We start from the raw sequence: 25,785 nt of genomic DNA, 5'->3' as shown, positions 1-25,785 counted from the left end.
CATGAAGCACTTGCTGACCAAAGTACTGGAAGAACAACTATGGAAACATAAAAAGATGCTCATTGCCGTAAGTGGCGGCTCTGATAGCATGGTTTTGGCAGCACTTTTGAAAGAATCGGGTATAACAATTGCAATTGCGCATTGCAATTTTGGATTAAGAGGCGAAGATTCTGATTTGGATGAGCAACTTGTAAATACCTGGGCTAAAGAAAATAATATTGAATTTTATATAAAGCGGTTTGATATACCTGAAATATTAAAAGCAAAAGGTGGTAATTTACAGGAAACAGCGCGGGAACTGCGCTATGCCTGGTTTGAAGAACTAAGGCAGGAAATGAACTTTGATTTCGTTGCCACAGCCCATCACAAGCAGGATTCGGTTGAGACGATGCTTATCAATTTCTTTAAAGGAACCGGAATAGCGGGCATGCATGGCATTTTGCCTCAACAAGGCAAAATTATTCGGCCTTTATTACAGTTTACGAAGGATGAAATAAAAGAATATGCTACCGCAAACAATATTCCCTGGCGGGAAGACAGGAGTAATGCAAAAGATGACTATACCCGCAATGCACTCAGGCATCAACTATTTCCTGTAATTGAATCTTTGTTCCCTAATGTTTTGGAAAATCTTTCTGGAAATACCAATCGTTTCAGAGAAGTTGAGCTTCTTTATCGTGAATCTTTGGAAAGGCATACCAAAAAGCTTTTAGAGCAAAGGCAGCATGATTGGTATATACCTGTTTTAAAATTAAAAAAGTTACAGCCCGTCATTCAAACTATATTATGGGAATTGCTGCAACCATTTTCATTTAATCCCGCACAATTAAAAGATATTATCCGTTTGCAGGACGCGGAAACGGGTAAATATGTTGAATCATCAACGCATAGAATTATTAAAAACCGTGATTTTTTGATTATCACACCCAATACTACAACAGAAAGTACTCATGTATTAGTCGAAAGGAATGATTCTGTAATCTCGACGAGCAATTTTTCTCTTGCTTTAAAAGAAAAAGACTTCAGGCCTTTGGATATGGACTCTATAAAGCATTTACAGCCGGAGGAACTTTGCATTGACTTAGAGAAAGTTACATTTCCCTTATTGCTCCGCCCTAAAAAAACAGGTGATTATTTTTACCCTTTGGGAACAAATAGCAAGAAGAAAAAAGTCAGCAAGTATTTAATTGAACAAAAAGTACCCTTACATGAAAAAGAACTGGTTTGGGTACTTGAAAGTGACAAGAAGATAATTTGGGTAATAGGGATGAGAGCTGACGACAGATTTAAGGTCAATGCTGCAACCAAAAAAATATTGTCTTTAAAACTAAAGAAGAATTAGCGTGCTGTTATAGATTTGAATTTAATATGCGACTGTATTTTTTTACAGTTTGTTGACCAAAAAATGACAGAAAACAGACGATTCAATGACAATGAGATGACAAACATATTTCTGAAATGACAATTGAAAGTGCTGAAACCCTTGCCAGGCTTGAAAAATTTTTTTTAACAAATGTGTAGAAACTTTGGCAATCGTGTTGTACTTTTGCCCCCACATTGGGACTAATAGGATCGTAAAATAAAAAAATAGTTTACACGTGTCTGCATATTTAAAGTCAAAAACATTTTTACAGCGGGTAAGTCTTCTTATACTGACTGTTTTATTCTCTTTTCTAACCACAAGATCTTCTGCGCAAGACGGTAAGGCATTATTTGTAACTAACTGCGCAAGCTGCCACAATCCATTTAAGGATGCTACCGGGCCTGCTTTACAGGGTAGGGCTGCTACGCTTCCGAGCAAGGAATGGTTATATAAATGGGTACACAACTCAGCAGCATTGATCGCCAGCGGCGATAAAGATGCGGTTGCGGTATATAATGAATACGGCAAGACGGCTATGACCGCTTTCCCTCAATTGAGCGAAAAGGATATAGATGCAATTATTGCTTACGTAGATGGCCTTCCTAAACCAGGTGGTGATGGTGGATCTAAACCTAAAGAGGAAACCCCTCAGGAAGATAATACTGTGATGTACACTATCATCACTTTAGGTCTTGCTTTGTTGATTTTCATTTTGACACGTGTTAATAAAACTTTGAATAAAGTTGCTAACGACAAACAAGGACAACCTACAAAACGTGAAACACCTTTATTCAAAAGCAAAGTTACCATCGCAATCTTCTCTATAATTTTGTTGTGCCTTGCAGGTTACTGGATTACGAATGGTGCTATCAATATGGGCCGTCAGCAAAACTACATGCCTAAGCAACCTATTTTCTATTCCCACAAAGTTCACGCAGGTGTAAACCAAATCAACTGTTTGTATTGCCACGCAGGTGCTGAAAAAAGCCGTCAGGCAATGATTCCTTCCACCAATGTTTGTATGAACTGCCATAAGCAAATCAATGAATATACAGGAACAGAAAAGCTGATTACTTACGAAGGAAAAGAAGTAAATGGTACTTTGGAAATTCAAAAACTGTATAAAGCTGCCGGTTGGGATCCTGTTAAAAAAGCATATAACCGTGATGCGGAAGGCAATATCTTAGCTACTCCTATTGAATGGGTAAAAATCCATAACCTTCCTGACCACGTTTACTTCAACCACAGTCAACACGTTGCAGTTGGTAAGGTTCAATGTCAGACATGTCACGGTGCTATTCAGGAAATGGATGAAGTACATCAGGATCAACCGTTGTCAATGGGCTGGTGTATCAACTGCCACCGTACTACCAATGTACAATTCAAAGAAAACGATTACTATAGCATTTATCAGAAATACCATCAGGAAATCAAAGAAGGAAAACGTGAAGGTGTAACTGAAGGTGAAATGGGTGGTACTGAATGTCAAAAATGTCACTATTAATTCTGGCATTTTTATAAAAAAAAAAGAATAAATTTTTGAGGAACTATTAATGTGTGGATGGGGCAGCGGTCAAGCCCACGGCATTCCTGAAGCGCATTTTCATATTTTCATATAAGACTTATGAGTCACAAAAAATACTGGAAAGGGATAGAAGAACTGGAGCAAACTCCGGAACATCAACAAGCTGTTGCAAATGAATTTCAACAAGACTTGCCCGTATTAGGCCTGAGCGATAAATTGTTGGATGCAACCACACCGAGAAGAGATTTCCTGAAATTTTTAGGTTTCAGCACGGTGGCGGCTACATTGGCGGCAAGTTGCGAAATGCCGGTACGCAAAGCTATTCCTTATGCTATCAGACCGGATGCTGAATTGCTTACTCCAAGTGTGCCTAACTATTATGCTTCTACATTTTCCGATAATGGTGATTCATGCGCTGTTATTGTAAAAACACGTGATGGCCGTCCTATCATGATTGAGCCTAATACGCTTTCTACGGTTACACAAGGCGGTATTTCAGCTCGTGTTATCGCGGCTACTTTGAGTCTTTATGATACTGCACGTTTAAGAGGGCCTTATGTAAATCAGCAGCCTGTTTCAACATGGGATAAGGTAGATGCTCCGATTACACAAGCTTTGGCAAATGCAGGCGGCGCAGTTTATTTAGTTACAGGTACCATCAATAGTCCTACAACAAAAGAAATAATCAACCGTTTCCTTGCAAAATATCCTGGAAGCAAACATATTCAATACGATGCCGTTTCATACAGCGGTATGTTATTGGCAAACGAAATGAGTTATGGAAAGCGTGCTTTGCCTACTTACCATTTCGATAAAGTACAAACAGTTTTCAGTATCGGTGCCGATTTTCTATGTACATGGTTAGCACCTGTTGAATTCTCCGCAGGCTTCTCTAAAACACGTAAGATTTTAGGGAAAGATGCAAAGAATGCTACAATGAGTAAGCATTATCAGGTGGAAGGTATGATGACACTTTCAGGAGCTAATGCCGATGAGCGTGCTACCTGCAAACCTTCTGAATATGGTAAAGTTGCTTCTGCATTATATGCTGCAATTACCGGCGGTTCGGTAAATACAGGTTCTAAAAATGTTGATAAACTTATTGTTGCAGCTGCTGCCGACCTTAAAAAAGGAAATGGTTTAGTAGTTTGTAACAGCAATGATGTAAATGTTCAGGTAGTTGTAAATGCTATTAATAGTGCTATCGGCGCTAATGGCACAACAATAGACTGGTCTGCTACTTCAAATTATAAACAAGGTATTGACAGCGAAATGGTAACATTCGTTAATGCTTTGGATGCAGGACAAGTTGGTGCTGTATTGATACATGGCGTTAACCCTGTTTATGATTATTTTGACGGTGAAAAATTCAAGAAAGCATTAGCAAAAGCAAAAGTTTCCATTTCTTTCAATGACAGATTGGATGAAACTACACAAGCTTGTAATTATGCTGTTCCTGATAACCATTGGTTGGAAAGCTGGGGTGATGCTGAACCGAGAACAGGTTATTACAGCTTCATGCAGCCTACCATTGCACCATTATTCAAAACACGTGCTTTTCAGGACAGCCTTTTGAAATGGACTGGTGCTGATTTAGCTACAGATAATTATCATAATTTCTATAATCAATATTGGGTAGCTAAATTAGGTGGCCAATCCAATTTTGATAAAGCTCTTCAGGATGGTGTTGCAGAACCTGCAAGCCCAACAATGAGCGGTGCTTCTTTCTCCGGTAATGTTGCTGATGCTATGACTAAAGCTTCTGCTGTAAAAGGTGGCGCTTACGAAGTAGTGGTTTATGAAACAATGGCTATCGGTTCCGGTGGTGCCTGGAGTAATAACCCATGGTTACAGGAAACACCTGATCCGATTACAAAAGCAACATGGGATAACTATGTGATGATGGCTCCTTTGACTGCTAAAACTCAGTTTGATGCTGAACTAAGCGGTATCAATGAAGTAGTGAGAGAAAGAAGAGTAGTGAAAGTTACCGCTAATGGTAAAACAGTTTCTTTGCCTATTGTGGTTGTACCTGGTATGCATAAAGACGTAATCGCTGTTGCAGTTGGTTATGGTCGTCATGAAAAAGTCGGTCGTGCATCTACAAACGGTCAAAACGCATTCCCGTTAGTTGGTTTCAATGGTCAGACATTCGGTTATGCAAGTGAAGCTAAAATTGAAAAAACTGCAGATTTATATCCTGTAGCGATTACTCAGACACACTTAAGCTCTGAAAATCGTCCGCATGTACGTGAATATACTTTAGAAGAATTTAAGAAAGACCCCCGCGGATTAATCAACGAGCGCAAAGAAGAATTAAAACACTTTACGCATCTTGAGTGGGAAGGCCATGAAGCAGATGATCCTAATGCTGACTTCGATGAAGAAGGCTTTGTAAAGAACGGTACCATGTATCCTGTACATGAAAAGCCGGGTATCAAATGGGGTATGTCTATCGATTTGAATACTTGTACAGGTTGTGCTGCTTGTGTTGTGGCTTGTCAGGCTGAAAACAACGTTTCTGTTGTAGGTAAGCATGAGGTTATGAAATCGCAGGAAATGAGCTGGATCCGTATTGACCGTTATTTCAGCGGTAATCCTGATGACGGCGATTCTATCCAGGCAATTTTCCAACCGGTAATGTGCCAGCATTGTGATAACGCACCTTGTGAAAACGTTTGTCCGGTTTCTGCAACCAACCACAGCTCTGAAGGTTTAAACCAAATGGCTTATAACCGTTGTATCGGTACTAAATATTGCGCTAATAACTGTCCTTATAAAGTTCGTCGTTTCAACTGGTTCGATTTCAATGGTGCAGATGCTTTTGCAGATAACCAATACGAAGATGGCCAACGCGATGATATCAATGATTCATTGACAAGAATGGTATTGAATCCTGATGTTACAGTTCGTAGCCGTGGGGTAATGGAAAAATGTTCTTTCTGTGTTCAACGTTTGCAAGATGCTAAACTGGTAGCCAAGAAAGAAGGTCATCCTTTGAAAGATGGTCAGGCTAAAACGGCTTGTCAGGTTGCATGTGCTTCCAACTGTATCACTTTCGGAAACGTAAATGATAAAGAAAGCGAAATTTACAAAGTACGTTACGAAGACAATAAAGAGCGTGTGTTCTATATGTTGGAACAATTGCACATTTTACCGAATGTAAACTACTTATCAAAAATCCGTAATGCGAAAGAAGTCCTTGCAGGAAACGGTGATAAGAACAATACAAGAGATGAAATGGCAAATCAACACATTTAATCAGAATTAAAAATTAAAAATAGAAAGTCAAGACGGATAAATCGGATTTGTTCTTTTTGAATTTTACCTTTTGAATTATAATCGTTATGCATCTTAAATACGAATCGTTTGTTCGGGAGCCTTTAGTCAACGGCAACAAAACTTATGCTCAGGTTACCGAGGATATTTGCCGCCCGATAGAACAAAAACCAACAAGACTTTGGTACATGGGATTCTTTTTCTCATTGCTTTTGCTGGGTTTCGGTGCCTTTTCGGTGACTTGGGAAGTTTACTGGGGTATCGGTACTTGGGGTATTAACCGTACTGTAGGTTGGGGTTGGGATATTACCAACTTCGTATGGTGGGTAGGTATCGGTCACGCCGGTACATTGATTTCCGCCATCTTGTTGCTTTTCCGTCAGGGATGGCGTACAGGCGTAAACCGTGCCGCTGAAGCGATGACTATCTTTGCGGTAATGTGTGCGGGTCAGTTCCCTATATTCCACATGGGTCGTGTCTGGAACGCATTCTTCGTACTTCCTTTACCAAACAGCCGTGGTGCTTTATGGCCAAACTTCAGTTCAGCCTTGCTTTGGGACGTATTTGCAATCTCTACTTATTTCACAGTATCCTTATTATTCTGGTATTCAGGTTTGGTGCCTGACTTTGCTACCATCCGTGACAGAGCTAAAACCAAATTACGTAAACATCTTTACGGTATCGCATCTTTCGGATGGACAGGTACAGCTAAGAACTGGCAACGTTTTGAGGCGCTATCCCTTGTACTTGCAGGTCTTTCTACGCCACTTGTACTTTCAGTACACACTATCGTATCTTTTGACTTTGCTACATCCGTTATTCCGGGTTGGCATGCTACCATCTTCCCTCCATACTTCGTTGCGGGTGCGGTATTCTCCGGTTTCGCAATGGTAAATACCTTATTGGTATTGGTTCGTAAGATTTTCAGATTAGAAGATTACATCACTATCGGACACATCGAGGCAATGAATAAAGTAATTGTATTGACAGGTTCTATCGTAGGTGTGGCTTATATCACAGAGTTGTTCATGGCCTGGTACTCACAGGTTGTTTACGAACAACAAGCATTTAAATGGAGAGTATTAGGACCATATTGGTGGAGCTATTGGGCGATGATGACTTGTAACGTAATCTCTCCTCAATTCTTCTGGTTCAAAAAATTGCGCAGAAATATCGTGTTTACTTTCTTGTTATCAATCGTGGTAAATATCGGTATGTGGTTCGAGCGTTTTGTAATTATCGTAACATCTTTGTATCGTGATTACCTGCCTTCAAGCTGGACTTATTATAGCCCGACCTGGACTGAGATGGGTTTCTATATCGGTACTTTCGGATTGTTCTTTACATGCTTCTTCCTATTTGCTAAATACTTCCCGGTTGTTGCTATTGCTGAGATTAAGTTTGTGTTGAAAACTTCAGGTGATAATTACAAACGTGAAATGTTGCCTTTGGAAGAAAAATCAGTAGAAGAATTTGTTCATATTGTAGAACACGCTCATTAGGATTTTGAATTTTAAGTTTTGGATTTTAATCAAATTTCCAAAATGATAAAAACCCATAATTAAATAAATGATGTCCGATTTGATTCATTCAAAATCCAACATCAATAATTAATAAAAAAATGGCTATTAAAAAATTTGCAGTTGCTTGTTACGATGATGAAGCGGTATTATTTCCCGCGGTTGACAAAGTACGTAACAGTGGATACAAACTGCACGATGTTTATACTCCCTTTCCTGTTCACGGATTGGATGTAGCTTTAGGTCAGAAAGAAACAGATTTGCACATTGCAGGCTTTTGTTTCGGTATTACCGGTACAGCTACAGCGCTTGGTTTTATGAGTTGGATTTTCACTAAAGACTGGCCTATTAACTATGGTGGTAAGCCATTTTTCAATCTTCCGTCTTTTATTCCGATTACATTCGAGTTGACTGTAATGTTTGCCGCGGTAGGAATGGTACTTACTTATTGCTACTTAAACCAAATCATGCCGGGTGTTAAAAAACATATTTTCCATCCACGCCAAACTGATGATTTGTTTGTAATAGCAATGGAGATTACAGAAGGTACAAGTGAAGTAGAGTTGATTGATTTTATGAAATCAACAGGCGCTATTGAAACCAATGTTCAGATTGCTGAAGAAGGTTGGTGGTATGGCAGATGGGATAAAGAAGAAGCGTATCAAAAACAATTAGCATAAATGCCATTGTTGGTGTTGATTTCACTAACAATAAATAGTAAAAATTTTCTGATGGGCTTAGCCTATTATTGAATATAACATGAAGAAAAAATATTTAGTAACGTTAATGGTGGCCGGAGCGGCAACGTTTGCAGCCTGCAACAGTGGTGATACGCGTCGTAATCCGGGTAAGACTTATGTACCCGATATGACCTATTCGGTTGCTTATGATGCATACACCAAAAACCCTGTAACGCACGATAGTCTGACAAGCCAAAAACCTGTTGAAGGTACTATTGCAAGGGGCCATGCTTTACCTGACCATCTTACGGAAGCAGATACTTCAGCGTACATTGCCTTGCAGTCACCATTTACTTTTAATGACGCAGGATTAGCTGAAGGTAAAAGATTATTCAACATTTATTGTGGTATCTGCCATGGTACACAATTAGATGGTAACGGTCCATTATATGCAAGCGGAAAGTTTGCAGCTATGCCTGCTAATTTGAAATCAGGTGCTGCTTATATTCACATGCCTGTCGGCAAAATGTATCATGCTATCATGTATGGTAAGAATATGATGGGAAGCTATGCAGCTCAGTTGGACGTTCACCAGCGTTGGGCGGTATTGGCTTACATTAAAAAAGTACAATCTGAAAATGGTGGTGATGCATTTACAATGGGTGAAGGCGGCGCTGCGAAAGTAGGTGCTGAAGCTGCAAAACCTGCAACAGCAGATACTACAGTTGCTAAGAAATAATTTATTGTTGCTAAATATTCAGGCGCAAAAATATATTACATTAAAAATTAAAATGCCTTTTAAAGGATTTTTACTATGATTTCGGAACGTTTTGAAGTACCCTCCCGTTTAAAATCGACCGCTATTGGTTTGTTGCTAATCGGTATTATAGCACTGATAGGCGGGTTTATAGCGTTGAAAGGTGGAAACGAACATGAGCAAGCACGCTTTTGGATTGTATTATTACAGAACAGTGTTTTCTTTTTATTCATCTCCGCAGCATCTATTTTTATTCAAGCTGCAACAAGTCTGGCACAGGCAAGCTGGATTGTAGCTTATCGCCGTGTACCTGAATCCATCGGAGCTAACGTTTGGGTTTTTGGACTGATTGCTTTAGTCGTTTTATTCTGCATCGTTTTCGGATTAGGAGAACATAATCCTATTTACCACTGGGTTCATCCTCATGGTGATGAAATATTGGAAGGAAAATCTGCTTTCTTGAATAAAGGAATGTTCGCAGGCTTCTCTATCGTAACTGTTGCCCTTTGGTCATTCTTCGGTATTAAATTCCGTCAGATGTCCATCGCTCAGGAATCTGCTCCAAAGAACAGTACAAAATTACACTGGAAAATAGTTGCTATGGGCGGTGCTTTCCTATTTGTATATGCACTTTCCATGATGAGTACAACTCCCTGGTATTGGATCATGAGTATTGACGCTCACTGGTATTCTACATTGTTTAGCTGGTACGTTTTTGCAAGTTCCTTTGTGAGTGGCATGGCTTTGATTCTTTTGTTCACTGTTTATCTGAAAAATCAGAATAAGCTTGAACTGGTTACTAAAGAACACATGCACGATTTAGGTAAATTCATGTTTGCATTTAGTATTTTCTGGACTTACCTTTGGTTCGCTCAGTTTATGTTGATTTGGTATGCAAATATGCCTGAAGAGACTACTTATTTCAAAATAAGAATGCAAGGTCCTTATAGCTTCTTCTTCTGGGCTAACTTAATTTTGAATTTTGCAATTCCGATTTTGATTTTGATGTCTCGCCCAAGCAAGCGTAATTACTTTACAATCGTGTTCATGGCGATGGCAATTATTTTTGGTCACTGGTTAGATTTCTACTTGATGACTATGCCCGGACCTTTGCAGGAAAACTGGCATTTAAGCTGGTATGAATTAGGTATTCCATGTGGATTTATCGGTATAATGATTTTGGTTGTTACAAGAACACTTTCAAAAGCTAACCTGATTCCACAGAATCATCCATATCTGAAAGAAACTTTGATACACGTGAGTTAAAATCCCAAATAGAAAGATAAGTTCCGAAAGAAAGTTAATTGGAACTTGAATATTAAAGTTTGGAATTTAAAGTTGAATTTTTAATAATAATTATCCTTTCCGAAGGTAAGAGTATATAAAATAAAATAAGCAATGTCGGGATTAATAGTTACCGCCTTAGTTATTCTGGTTTTTATTGTCATTTATCAGATTGCAAAAGCCAGTGAATTAGCAACCATCATTCGTGGTGAGGAGAATGTTAAATCGCAAACCAATCGTCTGATGGCGTGGTTGATGGTAGCATTCTTCGTACTTGGAATGATAGGTATCTGGAAATGTCATGAAGCATTAATCGGTAAAATGTTACCGGAATCTGCTTCTGTGCAGGGAGATCATTACGACTCCATGTTAATTGTTACATTAATATTGACAGGCTTTGTATTCTTCGTGACTCAGGCACTTTTGTTTTGGTTTATCTTCAGATATCAACAAACAGAACATTCAAAAGCATTCTTCTACTCTCATAACAATAAACTGGAAGTTTTATGGACAACTGTTCCTGCATTGGCCTTGGTTGTTTTGGTTGTAATTGGTTTGAGAAACTGGTTTAACGTAACTGATAAAGCTCCTGAAGGTTCTATGCTTGTTCAGGTAATGGGTAAACAGTTTAACTGGTTGATTCGTTACCCGGGTGCCGACGGTATTTTAGGAAAAACAGATTTCAGATTGATGGATGACGCGACTAATGTAATGGGTCTTGATACAAATGATATCGCTGCAAAAGATGATATTATTGTTCAAAATGGAGAATTGCATATTGTTAAGCAGCACAATGTTCAGCTGGTTATTAATTCACGTGATGTAATTCATGATGTTGGTTTACCACACTTCCGTATGAAAATGGATGCTGTTCCGGGTATTACAACAACAATGTGGTTTACGCCTAAATTTACTACAGACGAAATGAAGAACAAAACAGGCAATCCTGATTTTGTATATGAAATTTCCTGTGATCAGATGTGTGGTAAAGGCCACTATTCAATGAGAGGTACTGTTATTGTTCAGACTGAAAATGAATTTAAAGAATGGCTTAGTAAGCAACCGGCTTATTATACCGGAATGCTTCCTGCGCCTCCGGCAGCCCCGGCAGGAGCAGCGCCTGCTACGGCCGATACAACCGGAGCCGGTGCAGTTACAATGGCACATTAATTAATAAGCAGAGAGAAATTATCTTAGAAGTACTGAGGTTTATTTATATAAAATAAGAATTCCCCTTTTTTTCGAAAGGGTCGGAAATTTAAAAATAAAATGAGTAACGAAGCAACTACCTTACACGCGCATGATGCGCACGCTCACATGGATTCTCACGGACATGCACACGCGCATGGCCATGAACATCATGAGCAACACTTTATTACTAAGTGGATTTTCAGTCAGGACCATAAAGTTATCGCAAAGCAATACCTTATTTCCGGTATTATCTGGGCTATAATCGGTGCCTTGTTTTCTGTCTTCTTCCGTCTTCAATTAGGTTTTCCTGACAGCACTTTTCCTATTATGGAAAAATTCCTGGGACACTGGGCGCAAGGAGGTAAATTAACACCTGAATTCTACTATGCATTGGTAACCATGCACGGAACTATTCTGGTATTCTTTGTATTGACAGCAGGTTTATCAGGTACTTTCAGTAACTTTTTGATTCCTTTGCAGATTGGTGCGCGTGATATGGCTTCTCCATTCATGAATATGCTTTCTTACTGGTTCTTCTTCATTTCTTCTGTTATCATGTTTGCTTCATTGTTTGTGCAAACCGGTCCTGCAGCAGGTGGTTGGACTACCTATCCGCCGTTAAGTGCTTTAAAAGAAGCTTCTTTAGGTTCCGGATTAGGTATGGATCTTTGGTTGATTTCAATGGCTTTATTCGTTGTTTCGCAATTGCTGGCAGGTCTTAACTATATCACTACGATTTTGAACATGCGTACGAAGGGTATGAAAATGACTCGTTTGCCATTGACTATCTGGGCATTGTTCTTTACTGCTGTTCTTGGGGTACTTTCTTTCCCGGTATTGCTTTCAGGTTTTGTATTGTTGATTTTTGATCGTCATTTCGGTACAAGTTTCTATCTTTCTGAAATCTTCATCGGTGGTAAAGCGTTGTCTCATATTGGTGGTTCTGCGGTTCTTTATCAACACTTATTCTGGTTCCTGGGTCACCCTGAGGTTTACATCGTAATGTTGCCGGGTATGGGTATGGCTTCTGAAATTCTTTCTACGAATAGCCGCAAACCAATCTTTGGTTATCTTGCGATGATTATTTCTCTGACAGGTATTACGGTCCTTGCATTCGTAGTTTGGGCGCACCATATGTTCGTAACAGGTATGAGTCCTTTCTTGGGCGGTATCTTTGTATTGCTCACTTTATTGATTGCAATTCCATCAGCGATTAAAGTGTTCAACTGGCTTACAACTATCTGGAAAGGTAATATTCGTTTGAATGTTCCGATGCTGTTTGCATTAGGCTTTGTTTCCTTATTCATTTCCGGTGGTTTGACAGGTATCTTCTTAGGTAACTCTGCTTTGGATTTGCACCTTCACGATACTTATTTCGTAATTGCCCACTTCCACCTGGTAATGGGTGTGAGCGCTTTCTTTGGAATGTTTGCCGGTATCTATCACTGGTTCCCTAAAATGTTCGGTCGTTTCATGAACAATACATTGGGTTATATCCATTTCTTTGTAACATTAGGCGGTGCTTATCTTATTTTCTGGCCAATGCACTATGAAGGTTTTGCTGGTATGCCTCGTCGTTATTATGACTACAGCGCATGGGAATCATTCAAGCAATTTTCAACCTTAAATCATTTCATAAGTACAGTTGTTATCATCGTTTTCTTTGCTCAACTGTTGTTTGTATTCAACTTCTTTATGAGCATCTTTAAAGGAAGAAAAGTAACTTCATTAAATCCCTGGGGTTCTACAACATTGGAATGGACTACGCCATTACATCCTGGTCATGGTAACTGGGAAGGAGAGATTCCAACTGTTTACCGCTGGCCATATGACTTCAAAGAAGATGGTAATGGAAACGATTTTATTCCTCAGACCGTTCCTTTAAGAGATGGCGAAGAAGAACATTAGATAGACTATTATAATTTGTTGATCCCTTGTTGCGAAAGTAACAAGGGATTTTTTTGTGAGTATCAATTTTATACTATTTTCCATTTTCCTCTGAAATTTCTGCGAGTTTGTCTTGTATGTCCTGAAATATTTCGTCTATCAATGAAATGATACATTACATTATATTCATTTATTTATCTCATTAATGAATGTCTATATTTTTTGGATTGTAAGGTTCTTTAAATAAGGTTATTGCAGTAATTACATCAGTTCTTTAGCTATAAAATCGACCTGTTTGCTGTAAAAATATATACTAATTTTATTTTTATGACTATTCAGCCCTTTTTGTGCAACTATTTTTCTTTAATCGCAATAATTGGCATGATTATTGATCATATTGGTAATTGAAATACTAACGAAAATATTTTTCCATTCTAAACCAATGTAATATGAAATTGAAACTACTTTTTTCCGGGCTTTGCTTGGGATTTGCTTCTTTGCAGGCTAATGCTCAAAACACAACAATGCAATTTGGAAGCCCTGTTAAAGGTCCGCTTTTAGGTTTTGGTGTGAATCTTACAGATTTTTCAGCATCCCTTCCTGATGTCGGAACTGTTAATTTAGGGGCTTCCCTTATGTATTGGCAGGGAATTAATAAAAACCTTGATTTTTCAATCAGGTATAATGGTCTTTTTTCTGATTATGCCAAGCCTGTACCTAACCAGGATAATAAACTTATAAGTGAGTTGGAAGGCTCTTTACATCTCAGGGCTTTGAGCGATAACCATTTCCTCAATCCATTTATTTCTGCGGGTATTGGTGGCGGAACTTATAGCGGTTCTTTTGCTGCTTATGCTCCTGTCGGTATAGGATTGCAATTCAATATATACAGCGAAAGCTATATTTTCCTGCAGGCAAATTACAGATTCAGTTTCCAGGATACAAAATTGGATAAAAATACTTTCTATTCATTAGGATTCGCAGTACCGCTTCGTTCTAAATCTACACCTGCTTCTGCTCCTGTGACTCCGCCTCCACCGACTGATCAGGATGGAGATGGAACAACAGATGCAATGGATGAATGCCCTACTTTAGCCGGACCTGTTGCATTGAAAGGTTGCCCTGATAAAGATAATGATGGTGTTGCCGATAAGTATGATAAATGCCCGGATGTTGCAGGTACGGTTAAATACCTTGGCTGCCCCATTCCTGACAATGATAAAGACGGCGTGAACGATGAGGAGGATAAATGTCCTACCGTTGCCGGTTTGGCTAAATATGCAGGTTGTCCCGTACCTGATAGCGATGGTGATGGTGTAAATGATGAAATGGATAAATGCCCTACGGTTGCAGGAACGGCTGCAAATCGCGGTTGTCCGGAAGTAAAAGAAGAAGTGAAGAAGAAGCTGGCATTTGCTGCTACCGCTATCCAGTTTGAAACAGGAAAGAGCTCAATTAAGCAACAATCTTATAGCATGCTGGATGAAATCGTTACCATTTTGAATGAATATCCTGATTATAACATGACTATAGATGGTTATACAGATAATACAGGTAATGCTGCCAAGAATATGGAATTATCCAGGCTGAGGGCGGATGCTGTTAAAGCTTATTTTGTTGGTAAAGGTATTTCTGTAGATAGAATTACAGCAAATGGTCACGGTATAGAAAACCCTGTTGCCGACAATAAAACTGCCGCAGGCCGTGCCAAAAACAGAAGAGTTGAAATGGATCTTAAATTAAAAGATTAAATCCGGTAAGTATTTTATTAAATAGAAAGGGTTTCAGATATTCTGAAACCCTTTTAATCTTTTTTGAAGTTAGTAATATCAGGCTGCAACTATCTGCCCTGTTAGTATTTCAGATTCAAACACTTCGGCAAATTTTTCTACAAATATTTTCTTCACTTCTTCTTCGTCAATTACTTTTCCTAATTCTTTAGCCATGCTTGTCACTCCCTTATCAACAATGCCGCAAGGAACTATGTAATTGAAAAACTGAAGGTCTGTATTAATATTAAGCGCCAATCCGTGAATGGTCATCCAACGGCTGCTTTTTACGCCCATTGCGCATATTTTGCGTGCGTTGGCATTATCAGCATCCAGCCAGACACCGGTAGAGCCCTTAAGCCTTCCTGATTCGATGCCATATTCTTTTAAGGTAAGAATAATGGCTTCTTCCAATGAACGCATATACCGGCCTAAATCAGTAAAATATTGCTCCAGATCCAAAACAGGATAAGCGACCATTTGCCCCGGGCCATGATAAGTAATATCACCCCCTCTGTTTGTTTTATAAAAAGTAACATGCAAATCTTTCATACGTTCATCATTAATAAGCAGATTTTCCATGAAACCGCTTTTGCCCAATGTATATACATGCGGATGCTGACAAACGAACAAATAGTGTTTTATCTCCTGTTCTCCTAAAGGTTCATTATGAAACCTTGCAGACTTGATATCCAATCCTTTTTTCATATAAGATTCCTGTAAATCCCAGGCTGTCCCGTATTCTATATTCCCTAAGTCTATAAATGCTACTTCATTCATAATTTTCCGATTATGCTGCAAAAATAGGTATAAACAAAACAGGTTGTAACTTAATGTTACAACCTGTTCTTTATACCTTAATATCTTTTATTAATTGCTGATTCTTACACCTGAGAAATGGCAATTCTGAGTTGGAAGACCATTTGCATCAACTGTTTGAAGATAAACCTGTAATAAACCTCCGTCTACATACATATAAGCATGTGTAGTAGAACCCTGAGATGGAAGATCAACAAAGGTTGTCTGAGGGGTTGTTGCGGTTCCGGTAAAGCTATGAGCTGCGGTATTACCAAATCCTAAGTTTTCAAATCTTACAGTATTAGGCGCTTCCTGCAATACAATCCTGACAGTGTCCGGAGTAATAGGATAGTTATTACAACGATAATTTCCTACCCAAGTTCCCGTAAAACGGCTGGCAGCAGTAATTTCGCATTCGGAACCTTCAAAGCCTGTAGGGCATTGACAAAAACCGTCGCTGCAAGTGCCTTTGTTTTGACATCTGAGGTCATTACAAGGATCTTTTACGCAAGAGTTAAACAAAACCATGCCGGAAATGGCAAAGAAGCTGAAAACTGTAATGAGTATGGATTTCCAATTTTTCATTTGTCTATGTAAAATTTTCTTATGTTGCTATGAATTGTTTTTTGACGTAATTGGGTGTCAAGATACAAAATAATTTTAAAATCGAACGTGTTTGAAATAATTTCTTTTCTTAAAAAGTAAAAGGAGCAAGCGTCAGCTTACCCCTTTTCAATATTTAAAATGCAAAATATTGCAACTTATTAATGGTGATGGTGATGAGAAGGTGCAAGGCTGCTGAATTCTTCTTCTGTAACCTCGGCAGGCTTAACTTCCATTACTTCTTCTAATTTCTCAAACAATTTATCGAACAAAAGACGACGATAAGTTTCGTCCATAGTCTTTTCTTCTTTTTGCATTTTTTCAAGGTAAGATTCCATCCATGGCGCATCGTCGCCTTCTTTCATGCCGAAATAAGCCATTACTTTGGTTTTTATATCAGCCATTACTTCTTCCAGTGTAACCTGAATGTTATATTCCCTGATTAACTTGTCTGAAATTAATGTCCAGCGTAATTGATGGTCGAAGCTGCCAAATTCTTTTTCTACCTCTTCGTCTGTTTTCACTTCTTCACCGCCTCTTTTCATCCATGCTTTAAGGAAGTCGACAGGCAATGATATTGGTGTTTCATGAACCAAAGTTTCGAAAATTTCATTTTGCATACGGTCTTTTGCAATACGGTCCGTTTCTTTCTCTAACTCTTGTCTTACTTTTTCTTTGAAAGCATCCATGTCCTTGATTTCAGCACCCGGAAAAGCTTCCGCAAAGAAATCTTCATTCAATTCACGTGGAATCAAGCGACCGATTTTTGTAAGCGTCATTTTGTAATGAGCCTTAGTTGCTTCTTCGTCTGTTTTGTGGATAGCGCTCTTCATGAAAACAGGCAATTCCTCTTCTGTGCAAACATCGGCAGGAACAAAAACAATCGTTCCTTCAGGTTTGATAGTTTTTAACTGCTCTGCCAGCTTTTTCGGCATTTGTTCCAATGTAACAACATCTTCCGTTTTAGCTGTATCTTCTGCAACATTGCCTTCTGCATCGCAAGCCTCATAAGAAGCGTAAACGATATCCGTATCTTTTTCAAAAGATTCAGGATTTTCTACCTTACCGGCGCGGCGACTGATATTTTCAATCTCGTCAGTAACTAATTTGTCACTTACTTTGATTTTATACTTAGTTAAAGCACCTTTTTTGTTCAAAGGAGTAATTTCAAATTCAGGTTTCAAACCGATTTCGAAAGAGAAGTCGAAATCAGCAGGCTGGTTCATGTCGAACTTCAGATTATTGTCTTCCATTGCAATCGGCTGAGCAAAAATTTCAGGTTTTGTTTCCTGAAGATATGCCTGCAATTCGCGATTGGCGCTGTTAAGCACTTCTTCAACAAATACAGACTGGCCGTACATTTTCTTAACCATGCCTGCAGGAACCTGGCCTTTACGAAAACCCGGTACATTGGCATTTTTGCTGTATTTTTTAAGAGCACTTTCAAAGGAAGGAAGATAATCTTCTTTAGTGATTTTTACCACCAATTTATCGTGTAAGTTACCGATGGTTTCACGTGTTACCGTTGCCATGTGTTATGATTTTTTTTAGATGATTGTAATGTTATGAATAATACGCCATCCCTGAATCGGAAAAAAAACAAAACCCCGCAAATGCGGGGCTTTCATCTTAGTGCGGGTGGAGGGACTCGAACCCCCATGCCTCGCGGCACTAGATCCTAAGTCTAGCGTGTCTACCAATTTCACCACACCCGCGACTCAAAAATGGAGTGCAAAAGTAAAGATTGATTTTGAATAAAATGCAAAAAGGGCAAAGTATTTTTTATTTTTTTGTGAAATATTTTCACAGCCTGCTATAAAATTCCGGGTTCTGATATTCAGATTCCCGATTACTTTAAAAAAAACGCACTATTGGTATTCAATCTTGCAAAACATACGCCTTTCCTTTGCCATCAGGCCTTTTGCAGCATTGGTGCTCAGCGCAATAATACAATTATTATAATCGCCTAATTTGGGAATAGTGCCGATGACTTTTGCGTAAATGAAATTTCCATTTGCAGGATTCATTACTTTTATAATGGTTCCTTTTGCTGCGGTATTATGAAAAGCATAATAAATCCCCTCAGCCATCTTCATTTTTAAAGGATAGAATACAGCAGCTCCGCTTTCATTATTACTTGCATTACCCATAGTCTGTGTTTCATACAATTGTTCATAGGGGCTTGCAATCGTATCATTTTCTTCATTTGCGGAAGATTCGTTTAAACCGGCTTTAGTTTTTACTGAATCAACAACGGTAGCTTGTGGTTTAGGGCCGGGATAGCCTATAACACCTTTTTGTTTTTGTGTTAAACCTGAAACGTCGGAATTACCGGATGTAGCCGAAAACGGAACTTGCGTATCATCAAAGGCAATCCACCCTATTTGCAGGACCTGCCCGGGGAAAATATCCTGTTCGCTCATGTGGTTCCACATTTGAAGCGTGCTCTGAGCAACATTTATCATTCTTGTTACATCTTTCAGCGCTTCGTTCCTGCCGACTTTGTAATAAATGGGCTTGCTTTTAACCACACTTTCAATTCGTATGAAATTATAATTATCAACGGGAACCCATACTATAGTCCCGGAAGCTAATCCGCCTTGATAATTAAGGTTATTGGCATCTGCTAAAGCTGCAGGCGGGACTTTGTATTTTTTTGACAGGAGAAAAATGTCTTCGCCGCTTTTTACTTTATGTATGACAAAAGCCTTTCCATCTGCTTTTTTTACCCATAATGTGTCCTGGGCCTTACTTGTTAATCCAAAAAGTATTATTTGTAAAAGCAGCAGTAATTTTCTCATGTCGTTTTAATTGTTAATCCCTTTGCAAATGTATTTCCCGCAGATTATACAGATTTATACCTGTTTTGTTGAGGCGTCTTTCTGAATCTGCGGGAAACAATTATTACTTAACAGGCTCCTGTTCGGCCAATTTAATAGAACGACTTACGGAAGTGTTTACGCCTTCTATATTTTTACCGTCTTTGTCAACCAGTTGAACATTAACCGTTACATCACCCATCGGTGCATTTTGTATAAAATAAGGCTGCCATTTGTCAATTGTAAAATCGGTGCCGTTAATGCTTGCTTTCACCTTATTGCCATCTGCGGCTAATGCAGTATTATAAACATAGAAATCCAATAAAACATTTTTGGTATCTGCGCCGATGTATTGACCTTTCGGACGGCTGTAAAAAATCATCGGTGTTTTTGGAATATCCATTTTAGTGAGCTTACCCTTTTCATCAACCGAGAAATGGTATAACACGCCTGCGTCAGGAGTTTTGATAGATTCGTGGTAAGAACGTGACAGGAAAGACATCAGGTAATGTTCGCTCTTGGCGGCTACAGTAAAAGTTTTAGTAGGTTCATACAAAGCGGCATAAGGTTGATTGTCTAAAATAAAATGGATGTGCTGACCATCTTTGGAATTATTACATTCCTTTGTAGTCGCATCACTTGTCTGATTTTTTAACTCATAATTTTTTACATCATAATCTATAGTAATCTTTACAGAGTCAGTTCCCTGCATTTCGGCTTTTACGTTTTTGATGCCCAGTTTGGCATCTGCAAATTCAGGAGACCCTGTTACCGGTTGAATAGTAACCGGAGCTGCAGGGGCAGTGGTCGCCTGAGCAGTATCAGCAGTGGTTGTGTTTTCGGTTGTGCCGTTGTTGCAGGCATTGAGTGCAAGTAGTGTAACAAAGGCGATTGATGCAGGTACAATTTTGTTGTTCATTATTATTGTGTTTTATGTTGGTTTTGTAAAGCTAATTATTTATCCTGCGCTTTCAAGCATACATCTTTTTTCTTTAACCTATTTTTTATAAATGAGCATATTTTGGTATTTAAGAATATGCTTAAAGCGATCATCCTTATTGTTTCAATAATTTAATTATTGTCGTTTCAATGAACGGTTATTAGTAATATTGCGCATAAATTTAAATTTACCGGATTGACAATGGATAATTTTGTAAAACCTGTTGATAGCCTTAGTCGCCTGATTAATGAAAAAGCAGAGAAGTTATATCTAAGTCTTAAAGAATTGCCGTTGGAACAATTGGATCTTTCTGAATTGTCAAAAAGCTATTTTAAAGGCTGCCATCAGCAAAGAAACTTCTTTTCGGTGCAGACTGCTGCCGAACTTCTATACCGGTCCATCCTTCTAAAAGGGAAACCGGTTGAGGAGATCGTGCTAATGGATTATGGTGCAGGTGTAGGTAGTTTATATTTATTGGCCAAAATGATAGGTTGTAAAATGGTTGTTTACAATGATATCATGGCGGAAATGACAGATGCAGCAGAAAAAGTGGCAAACTATCTTAAGATTCAGATTGATCTTTACATTACTGCCGACCATTCCGGAACCATTGAACAGCTGAATGAAAAAGGCATTTCATGTGATATAATTTTGAGCAGGAATGTGGTTGAACATATTTATGACCTGAATGACTTCTACAAGAAAATGTCAGCGGGGCAACCCAATGCGCTTATTTATTTCTCAACAACGGCAAATTATCAAAACCCTGCCATGCTCTGGTTTCATAAAAGACTCCATAAAAAGCATGAACAGGTTTTTATACCAGTAAGGAAATCAATTATCAGCAGTAAATTGAATGCAATTTCTGCCAATGAGCTTGAACAACTTGCTCTGGCAACAAGAGGCTTGGCAATGCAGGATCTGGACAATGCCATCGAAATGTATCGTGTTAAAAGTGTGCTGCCTAATCCTGATATCCACTACAGCAATACCTGCAATCCCGAAAATGGAGTCTGGTCGGAGCATATTCTTCCTGTGGAAGATTATGAAAAAATCATTACAACCAAAGGCTATAACCTTACCATTCTGCCGGCATTCTGGGACACCCATTACAGCAGCGGCATAAAAAATATAGTAGGAAAGTCCATGAATTTTGTAACAGGATTACTGGGAAATAAAGGTGGCTTGAAAATCACTGCATTTATTTACATCATTGCGGAAAAGAAATAAACCGAATTGTAAAACATACTCTGAATGATATACTCCATGACCGGCTATGGCCGCGCCGAAGGTAAAGCCGGCAACAGACAGGTTATTGTAGAAGTGAAATCACTTAACGGAAAACAGTTTGAACTGAACAACCGTTTTTCTCCCTTACTGAAAGCTTATGAAGCCGACATCCGCAATGAATTGATGCGCATATTGAAACGTGGCACGGTTGACCTTACTGTTACCATTAAACAGGAAGGCGCCAATAAGCCCATGCAGGTCAATACCGATTTGGCAAGATATTATTATAACGCCATGACGACCATTGCCAATGACCTGAACCTGAATGTTACGGGTCATCCCGAACATGTGCTGGCAACATTGATGCGTATGCCCGAAATAGTAGCGGCCGATATGGACACATTGCCTGAAGAAGAATGGCTGAGCATTAAAACCCTGATACAGGAAGCCGCACAGAAACTGGCGGACCACAGAGCAGAAGAAGGTATTGAGATTGCAAAAGATTTGCTGCAAAACATCAATAGCATTGAAACCCAGGTGGTACAGGTAGAAGTATTTGAACCCGCAAGGATGGAGCGCATCCGTCAGCGCATTAATGGCTCCCTGGAAGAGTGGGTGGAAAAGGAAAGAATTGATTTGAACCGCCTGGAACAGGAACTTATTTTCTATATTGAGAAAATTGATTTTTCTGAAGAAAAACAAAGGCTGCGTTCGCATACCGGTTACTTTGCTCAGCTAATGGAACAAGGTAACGAGGAAGGAATCGGCAAAAAGCTTGGCTTTGTATTGCAGGAAGTAGGCCGCGAAATAAATACCCTCGGCTCCAAAGCCAACGATGCCGATATTCAAAAGATTGTAGTTAATATGAAAGATAATCTGGAAAAAGCAAAAGAGCAGGTTTTAAATGTACTTTAAGCAAGTGTCAGATGTTTGTGTTCCAAATTCTAAAATGTAAAATAACAAAAGCAACAATGAAATCAAGGGTTATAAAAGCATTTGTTTTTCCTTTAATGATAGCAGTTTCTATGCTTTCCTCCTGTGGTATGAAAACAGCATACTATCAGAAGCAGGTACCGGTACCATCGGCTGCATGGGCTGCAAAGTTCATGCCCGAATTCAAACTGGAAATTAAAGACACTACTGCAAATCATTATTGTTTTTTATTGTTTCGACATGATGAAGCTTATCCCAATTCCAATTTATGGTTGCGCCTGAAAATAAAAGGCCCCGGTGAAAAAACGTTTAAAGACGGGCCAAAGCTGGAAGTGCCGTTGGCAGATGCTTCCGGCGTATGGCAGGGAAAAGGCATGGGTGGCATATGGGAGCACAAAATTTTTATGGACCCCAAAGCTATGCCGCAATTTAAGCAACCCGGCATTTATGAAATCAGGATAGAACAATTGATGCGCATGGATCCCCTGCCTTCCGTATTAAATGTAGGGCTTATGGTAGAAGAAATTAAAAAATAACCATCATAAAAGAAACGAATAAAGCATAAGCCCCGGCTTATGCTTTATTCGTTTACAGTACTTTTAAGTGTTTGGAAATGCGAGATCAATAAATAATCTTAATAGCATCAGGAATAACTTCTGCTATCAGTTCATTTACCTTCCCGTAATATTCGCCGTCTACCTGGAAATGCACCTTCTTTCTTGAATGAATCGTTACATGATTCGTTTGAAAAACCTCGGTCTTTTCAGGATGAAAAACGCCGGTAGAGAAACGCATCTTCAATATTTCGGCAAGAGAAATTTTACGGATAATAATTATTTCAAAAAGCCTGTCATCCAGCTTGCCTACCGGATTAACCGTAATGCCGGTACCATAGCTCGTGGCATTCGCCACAACTATCATTACCGCATCTCTTTTTATCTTCTGATTGTTAAGTACGAAACTTGCCTGCATTTTTGAATGATGCCAGAGCTCGCTCCATGCTGCCTTCACATAACCCCACATACCCCTGTGTTCCATATTCTGAAAGCGTTTTACCAAAGATGCATTGAAGCCTATATCGCTCAGATGTATGCAAAGTTTATTATTTACCCTGGTCAGGTGAATCGGTTTTGCTATTCCCTTAACTATCAGTTCCAACGCCTCCAATGGCTCCAGTGGGATTTTTAATTCTTTTGCCATGCCGTTGGCCGACCCGGCGGGAATCACGCCAATCGCAATGGAAGTCTGCATTACCACCTCAGCCACCAGTTTAATAGTGCCGTCGCCGCCAACAGCCACTACTATATCCGGTTCAAACGATGCAATGGACTCTTTGAGCGCTTCTTTTAAATTATCGGCAGGCAAATCGAATAAGAGATATTGTATTTCTTTTTTATCTTCAAAGAAAGATGGAATTAATGCAGGGCAATCCATTGTATTATTTCCGGCGGCTTTGTTAATGGCAAACAATATTTTACGTTTTGATGTTACATTGGACATAGCCGTTAGCTGATTGCTTATTTGAATGCGTTACAATATAGATTTTTTAAACAATGAAAAGCCCTGAAAAGTTGCCTTTTGTAAAAGTATATGATGGCTATGGACATTCGGAAAACCTGATAGTCTATGGTCATTTACTGCAAAAGCAGCCGCACGTGACGCTGAACTATGAAAAGAACGGCTTGTTGCAAAATATATGGCAACTCATCAAGCTCTTTAAAGTAAAGCCGGTGCCTTATGCAAAAGTAAAACTGACATTCGAATCGCAATCTGTAGAAGCAATAACAGCCTCCGACGGCTTTTTTAAAATAGAACTGACGCCTCAGCACCATCTTGCTGCCGGCTGGCATGCATTAGAGGTACATGCCATTGATGATAACGGCAATGAGATTTCATCATCGACAGGAAAAGTATTTATTCCGCACCTTTCTCAGTTTGCGTTTATTTCCGATATCGACGATACTATTATCCGTTCCTTCTCCGCAAAAATTTTCAAACGGCTGTACGAGCTTATCTCCCGCAATCCCGCCAAGCGAAGGCTTTTTGACGAAACGGCAAAACAATATAACCTGCTGGCCTTTTCATTTGCAAAAGATAAATTGCCCAACCCCTTTTTCTATGTTTCCAGCAGCGAATGGAATCTGTACGATTACCTCAAAAATGTTTTTAAGGTAAAAAAACTACCCGAAGGCATTTTTCTACTGAACCAGATAAAAAGATGGAAAGAACTTATATTGACGGGCAAAACCGGGCATGACGGTAAGTTTCTGCGCATAGTAAGGCTCTTCAAAGCTTTCCCTAATCAACAATTTATTTTATTGGGAGACAACTCGCAGAAAGACCCCGAAATCTATGCGAAGATTGCAGATAAATTTGCTGCGCAAATATTTGCCATCTATATCAGAAACGTAAGAAATTCGAGAGCGGATGATGCACAGATGCTGCTGGAAGTACATAGTACGAACGGCATACCTGTGTGTATTTTTAAAGACAGCAAAGAAGCCATTGAGCATGGAATCAAGATAGGTTTGATAGATGCAAATCTTCCTGCAGATTTTGCTTAAACAATATGATTTTATATTTTGTTTGCTACAAATCAATGCAGCATGACCAAACTCTCCGATATTGAAACCATAGATGCCTATATCGATGTATTTCCCAAGCCGGTACAGAAGCTGCTGGAATCTGTATGGCAGACCATTCGCAAAGCAGCGCCCGATGCTATGGAATGCATCAATTACAAAATGCCCACCTTCAGATTGAATGGCAAAAACCTCGTTCACTTTGCCGCTTACGAACATCATATAGGCTTCTATCCCACGCCGGATGCTATTACCGCATTTGCCGCTGAAATAGCAGACTATAAGAATGCAAAGGGTTCCGTACAATTTCCGCTGGACAAACCCATGCCTTTGGATTTGATTAGTAAAATGACAGCATTCAGAGTAAAGCAGATGGAGGAGAAAGTGAAAACCAAACCCTCAAAAGCCGCACCGGGAAAGAATTTCATGGAGTCCTTATCTGCTCCGGCTCAAAGAGCATTGGCAAATGAAGGCATAAAAACCTTGAAACAATTATCGGCATACAGCGAAGCATCTTTACTCAAACTACATGGTTTTGGCAAAGCTTCTTTACCCATATTACGCAGCGCATTGGCTCATGCGGGATTGGGCTTTAAACAATAGAAACAAGATGTTACTTGATATA

Annotated in this window: 21 protein-coding genes and 1 tRNA gene; 15 read left to right on the top strand and 7 right to left on the bottom strand. The window is 39.2% G+C overall.

The features are described 5' to 3' along the window. The first annotated feature begins 1 nt into the window (after window position 1). The 10 genes from tilS to F0919_RS12430 all read left to right on the top strand — a co-directional run bounded on the left by tilS (window position 2) and on the right by F0919_RS12430 (window position 15,237). Window positions 2-1,342 carry a tRNA lysidine(34) synthetase TilS gene (gene tilS / locus F0919_RS12475; protein ID WP_190277377.1) on the top strand — a complete coding sequence of 447 codons (1,341 nt, stop codon included), beginning with the start codon at window positions 2-4 and terminating at the stop codon, window positions 1,340-1,342. 256 nt (window positions 1,343-1,598) lie between these two features. Next, a complete protein-coding gene (locus F0919_RS12470) occupies window positions 1,599-2,867 on the top strand; it encodes a cytochrome c3 family protein (protein WP_235903506.1) in 1,269 nt (422 codons plus the stop codon). Window positions 2,868-2,987: 120 nt separating this feature from the next. Beyond that, on the top strand, window positions 2,988-6,149 hold the full coding sequence (locus F0919_RS12465) for a TAT-variant-translocated molybdopterin oxidoreductase (protein ID WP_150033099.1): 3,162 nt from the start codon (window positions 2,988-2,990) through the stop codon (window positions 6,147-6,149). 86 nt (window positions 6,150-6,235) lie between these two features. Continuing rightward, window positions 6,236-7,669 (top strand): NrfD/PsrC family molybdoenzyme membrane anchor subunit, encoded by a 1,434-nt coding sequence (gene nrfD / locus F0919_RS12460; RefSeq protein WP_150033098.1) that lies wholly within the window; start codon window positions 6,236-6,238, stop codon window positions 7,667-7,669. A gap of 119 nt (window positions 7,670-7,788) precedes the next feature. Further along, the gene (locus tag F0919_RS12455; RefSeq protein WP_150033097.1) at window positions 7,789-8,367 is read left to right on the top strand and encodes a DUF3341 domain-containing protein; all 579 of its coding nucleotides are present in this window, start codon (window positions 7,789-7,791) and stop codon (window positions 8,365-8,367) included. A 79-nt stretch (window positions 8,368-8,446) separates the two neighbouring features. Next, on the top strand, window positions 8,447-9,106 hold the full coding sequence (locus F0919_RS12450) for a c-type cytochrome (RefSeq protein WP_150033096.1): 660 nt from the start codon (window positions 8,447-8,449) through the stop codon (window positions 9,104-9,106). 75 nt (window positions 9,107-9,181) lie between these two features. After that, window positions 9,182-10,390, top strand: coding sequence for a quinol:cytochrome C oxidoreductase (locus tag F0919_RS12445; protein WP_150033095.1), 1,209 nt, complete (start codon window positions 9,182-9,184; stop codon window positions 10,388-10,390). Between the two features lie 132 nt (window positions 10,391-10,522). After that, on the top strand, window positions 10,523-11,578 hold the full coding sequence (locus F0919_RS12440) for a cytochrome c oxidase subunit II (RefSeq protein ID WP_150033094.1): 1,056 nt from the start codon (window positions 10,523-10,525) through the stop codon (window positions 11,576-11,578). A 99-nt stretch (window positions 11,579-11,677) separates the two neighbouring features. After that, window positions 11,678-13,507 carry a cytochrome c oxidase subunit I gene (locus F0919_RS12435; protein WP_150033093.1) on the top strand — a complete coding sequence of 610 codons (1,830 nt, stop codon included), beginning with the start codon at window positions 11,678-11,680 and terminating at the stop codon, window positions 13,505-13,507. 428 nt (window positions 13,508-13,935) lie between these two features. Beyond that, entirely contained in the window at window positions 13,936-15,237 is a 1,302-nt protein-coding gene (locus F0919_RS12430) for an OmpA family protein (protein WP_150033092.1), read from the top strand. 78 nt (window positions 15,238-15,315) lie between these two features. On the opposite strand, the gene lipB is transcribed toward F0919_RS12430, so the two are convergent. The 6 genes from lipB to F0919_RS12400 all read right to left on the bottom strand — a co-directional run bounded on the left by lipB (window position 15,316) and on the right by F0919_RS12400 (window position 20,394). Further along, a complete protein-coding gene (gene lipB / locus F0919_RS12425) occupies window positions 15,316-16,035 on the bottom strand; it encodes a lipoyl(octanoyl) transferase LipB (protein ID WP_150033091.1) in 720 nt (239 codons plus the stop codon). A 90-nt stretch (window positions 16,036-16,125) separates the two neighbouring features. After that, on the bottom strand, window positions 16,126-16,638 hold the full coding sequence (locus F0919_RS12420; protein ID WP_150033090.1) for a calcium-binding EGF-like domain-containing protein: 513 nt from the start codon (window positions 16,636-16,638) through the stop codon (window positions 16,126-16,128). A gap of 179 nt (window positions 16,639-16,817) precedes the next feature. Next, window positions 16,818-18,188: a trigger factor gene (gene tig, locus F0919_RS12415; protein ID WP_150033089.1), complete on the bottom strand. Its 1,371-nt coding sequence runs from the start codon at window positions 18,186-18,188 to the stop codon at window positions 16,818-16,820. Between the two features lie 101 nt (window positions 18,189-18,289). After that, window positions 18,290-18,371, bottom strand: a tRNA-Leu gene (locus F0919_RS12410). 153 nt (window positions 18,372-18,524) lie between these two features. Next, entirely contained in the window at window positions 18,525-19,457 is a 933-nt protein-coding gene (locus F0919_RS12405; protein ID WP_150033088.1) for a LysM peptidoglycan-binding domain-containing protein, read from the bottom strand. Between the two features lie 103 nt (window positions 19,458-19,560). Continuing rightward, on the bottom strand, window positions 19,561-20,394 hold the full coding sequence (locus F0919_RS12400; protein WP_150033087.1) for a hypothetical protein: 834 nt from the start codon (window positions 20,392-20,394) through the stop codon (window positions 19,561-19,563). Window positions 20,395-20,616: 222 nt separating this feature from the next. On the opposite strand from F0919_RS12400, the gene F0919_RS12395 reads away from it, so the two are divergent. Genes F0919_RS12395 through F0919_RS12385 form a run of 3 tightly spaced genes read left to right on the top strand, consistent with a single transcriptional unit; the run spans window position 20,617 to window position 23,114 of the window. Then, window positions 20,617-21,645, top strand: a complete 1,029-nt coding sequence (locus F0919_RS12395; RefSeq protein ID WP_150033086.1) for a class I SAM-dependent methyltransferase — start codon at window positions 20,617-20,619, stop codon at window positions 21,643-21,645. A 24-nt stretch (window positions 21,646-21,669) separates the two neighbouring features. Further along, a complete protein-coding gene (locus F0919_RS12390) occupies window positions 21,670-22,560 on the top strand; it encodes a YicC/YloC family endoribonuclease (RefSeq protein WP_150033085.1) in 891 nt (296 codons plus the stop codon). Window positions 22,561-22,616: 56 nt separating this feature from the next. Continuing rightward, window positions 22,617-23,114: a gliding motility lipoprotein GldH gene (locus F0919_RS12385; protein ID WP_190277376.1), complete on the top strand. Its 498-nt coding sequence runs from the start codon at window positions 22,617-22,619 to the stop codon at window positions 23,112-23,114. Window positions 23,115-23,199: 85 nt separating this feature from the next. Here the strand turns inward: F0919_RS12385 and F0919_RS12380 are convergent, their stop codons facing one another. Next, entirely contained in the window at window positions 23,200-24,078 is an 879-nt protein-coding gene (locus F0919_RS12380) for a diacylglycerol/lipid kinase family protein (protein ID WP_150033083.1), read from the bottom strand. 53 nt (window positions 24,079-24,131) lie between these two features. On the opposite strand from F0919_RS12380, the gene F0919_RS12375 reads away from it, so the two are divergent. Then, window positions 24,132-25,142 (top strand): App1 family protein, encoded by a 1,011-nt coding sequence (locus F0919_RS12375; protein WP_150033082.1) that lies wholly within the window; start codon window positions 24,132-24,134, stop codon window positions 25,140-25,142. A 42-nt stretch (window positions 25,143-25,184) separates the two neighbouring features. Next, the gene (locus tag F0919_RS12370) at window positions 25,185-25,763 is read left to right on the top strand and encodes a DUF1801 domain-containing protein (protein ID WP_150033081.1); all 579 of its coding nucleotides are present in this window, start codon (window positions 25,185-25,187) and stop codon (window positions 25,761-25,763) included. The last annotated feature ends 22 nt before the right edge of the window (window positions 25,764-25,785 follow it).

It is taken from the genome of Taibaiella lutea (genome assembly GCF_008629695.1).
GTDB classification, from domain to species: Bacteria; Bacteroidota; Bacteroidia; order Chitinophagales; family Chitinophagaceae; genus Taibaiella; species Taibaiella lutea.
This window is presented reverse-complemented; position numbering and strand designations above follow the sequence as displayed.

Excerpts from the sequence above, each read along its gene's own strand:
- F0919_RS12450 (WP_150033096.1), top strand. The coding sequence starts at position 8,447 with ATGAAGAAAAAATATTTAGTAACGTTAATGGTGGCCGGAGCGGCAACG.
- F0919_RS12430 (WP_150033092.1), top strand. The coding sequence starts at position 13,936 with ATGAAATTGAAACTACTTTTTTCCGGGCTTTGCTTGGGATTTGCTTCT.
- F0919_RS12455 (WP_150033097.1), top strand. The coding sequence starts at position 7,789 with ATGGCTATTAAAAAATTTGCAGTTGCTTGTTACGATGATGAAGCGGTA.
- F0919_RS12390 (WP_150033085.1), top strand. The coding sequence starts at position 21,670 with ATGATATACTCCATGACCGGCTATGGCCGCGCCGAAGGTAAAGCCGGC.
- F0919_RS12465 (WP_150033099.1), top strand. The coding sequence starts at position 2,988 with ATGAGTCACAAAAAATACTGGAAAGGGATAGAAGAACTGGAGCAAACT.
- F0919_RS12370 (WP_150033081.1), top strand. The coding sequence starts at position 25,185 with ATGACCAAACTCTCCGATATTGAAACCATAGATGCCTATATCGATGTA.
- F0919_RS12395 (WP_150033086.1), top strand. The coding sequence starts at position 20,617 with ATGGATAATTTTGTAAAACCTGTTGATAGCCTTAGTCGCCTGATTAAT.
- F0919_RS12440 (WP_150033094.1), top strand. The coding sequence starts at position 10,523 with ATGTCGGGATTAATAGTTACCGCCTTAGTTATTCTGGTTTTTATTGTC.
- tilS (WP_190277377.1), top strand. The coding sequence starts at position 2 with ATGAAGCACTTGCTGACCAAAGTACTGGAAGAACAACTATGGAAACAT.
- F0919_RS12375 (WP_150033082.1), top strand. The coding sequence starts at position 24,132 with ATGAAAAGCCCTGAAAAGTTGCCTTTTGTAAAAGTATATGATGGCTAT.
- F0919_RS12420 (WP_150033090.1), bottom strand. The coding sequence starts at position 16,638 with ATGAAAAATTGGAAATCCATACTCATTACAGTTTTCAGCTTCTTTGCC.
- F0919_RS12435 (WP_150033093.1), top strand. The coding sequence starts at position 11,678 with ATGAGTAACGAAGCAACTACCTTACACGCGCATGATGCGCACGCTCAC.
- nrfD (WP_150033098.1), top strand. The coding sequence starts at position 6,236 with ATGCATCTTAAATACGAATCGTTTGTTCGGGAGCCTTTAGTCAACGGC.
- lipB (WP_150033091.1), bottom strand. The coding sequence starts at position 16,035 with ATGAATGAAGTAGCATTTATAGACTTAGGGAATATAGAATACGGGACA.
- tig (WP_150033089.1), bottom strand. The coding sequence starts at position 18,188 with ATGGCAACGGTAACACGTGAAACCATCGGTAACTTACACGATAAATTG.
- F0919_RS12445 (WP_150033095.1), top strand. The coding sequence starts at position 9,182 with ATGATTTCGGAACGTTTTGAAGTACCCTCCCGTTTAAAATCGACCGCT.
- F0919_RS12405 (WP_150033088.1), bottom strand. The coding sequence starts at position 19,457 with ATGAGAAAATTACTGCTGCTTTTACAAATAATACTTTTTGGATTAACA.
- F0919_RS12385 (WP_190277376.1), top strand. The coding sequence starts at position 22,617 with ATGAAATCAAGGGTTATAAAAGCATTTGTTTTTCCTTTAATGATAGCA.
- F0919_RS12380 (WP_150033083.1), bottom strand. The coding sequence starts at position 24,078 with ATGTCCAATGTAACATCAAAACGTAAAATATTGTTTGCCATTAACAAA.
- F0919_RS12400 (WP_150033087.1), bottom strand. The coding sequence starts at position 20,394 with ATGAACAACAAAATTGTACCTGCATCAATCGCCTTTGTTACACTACTT.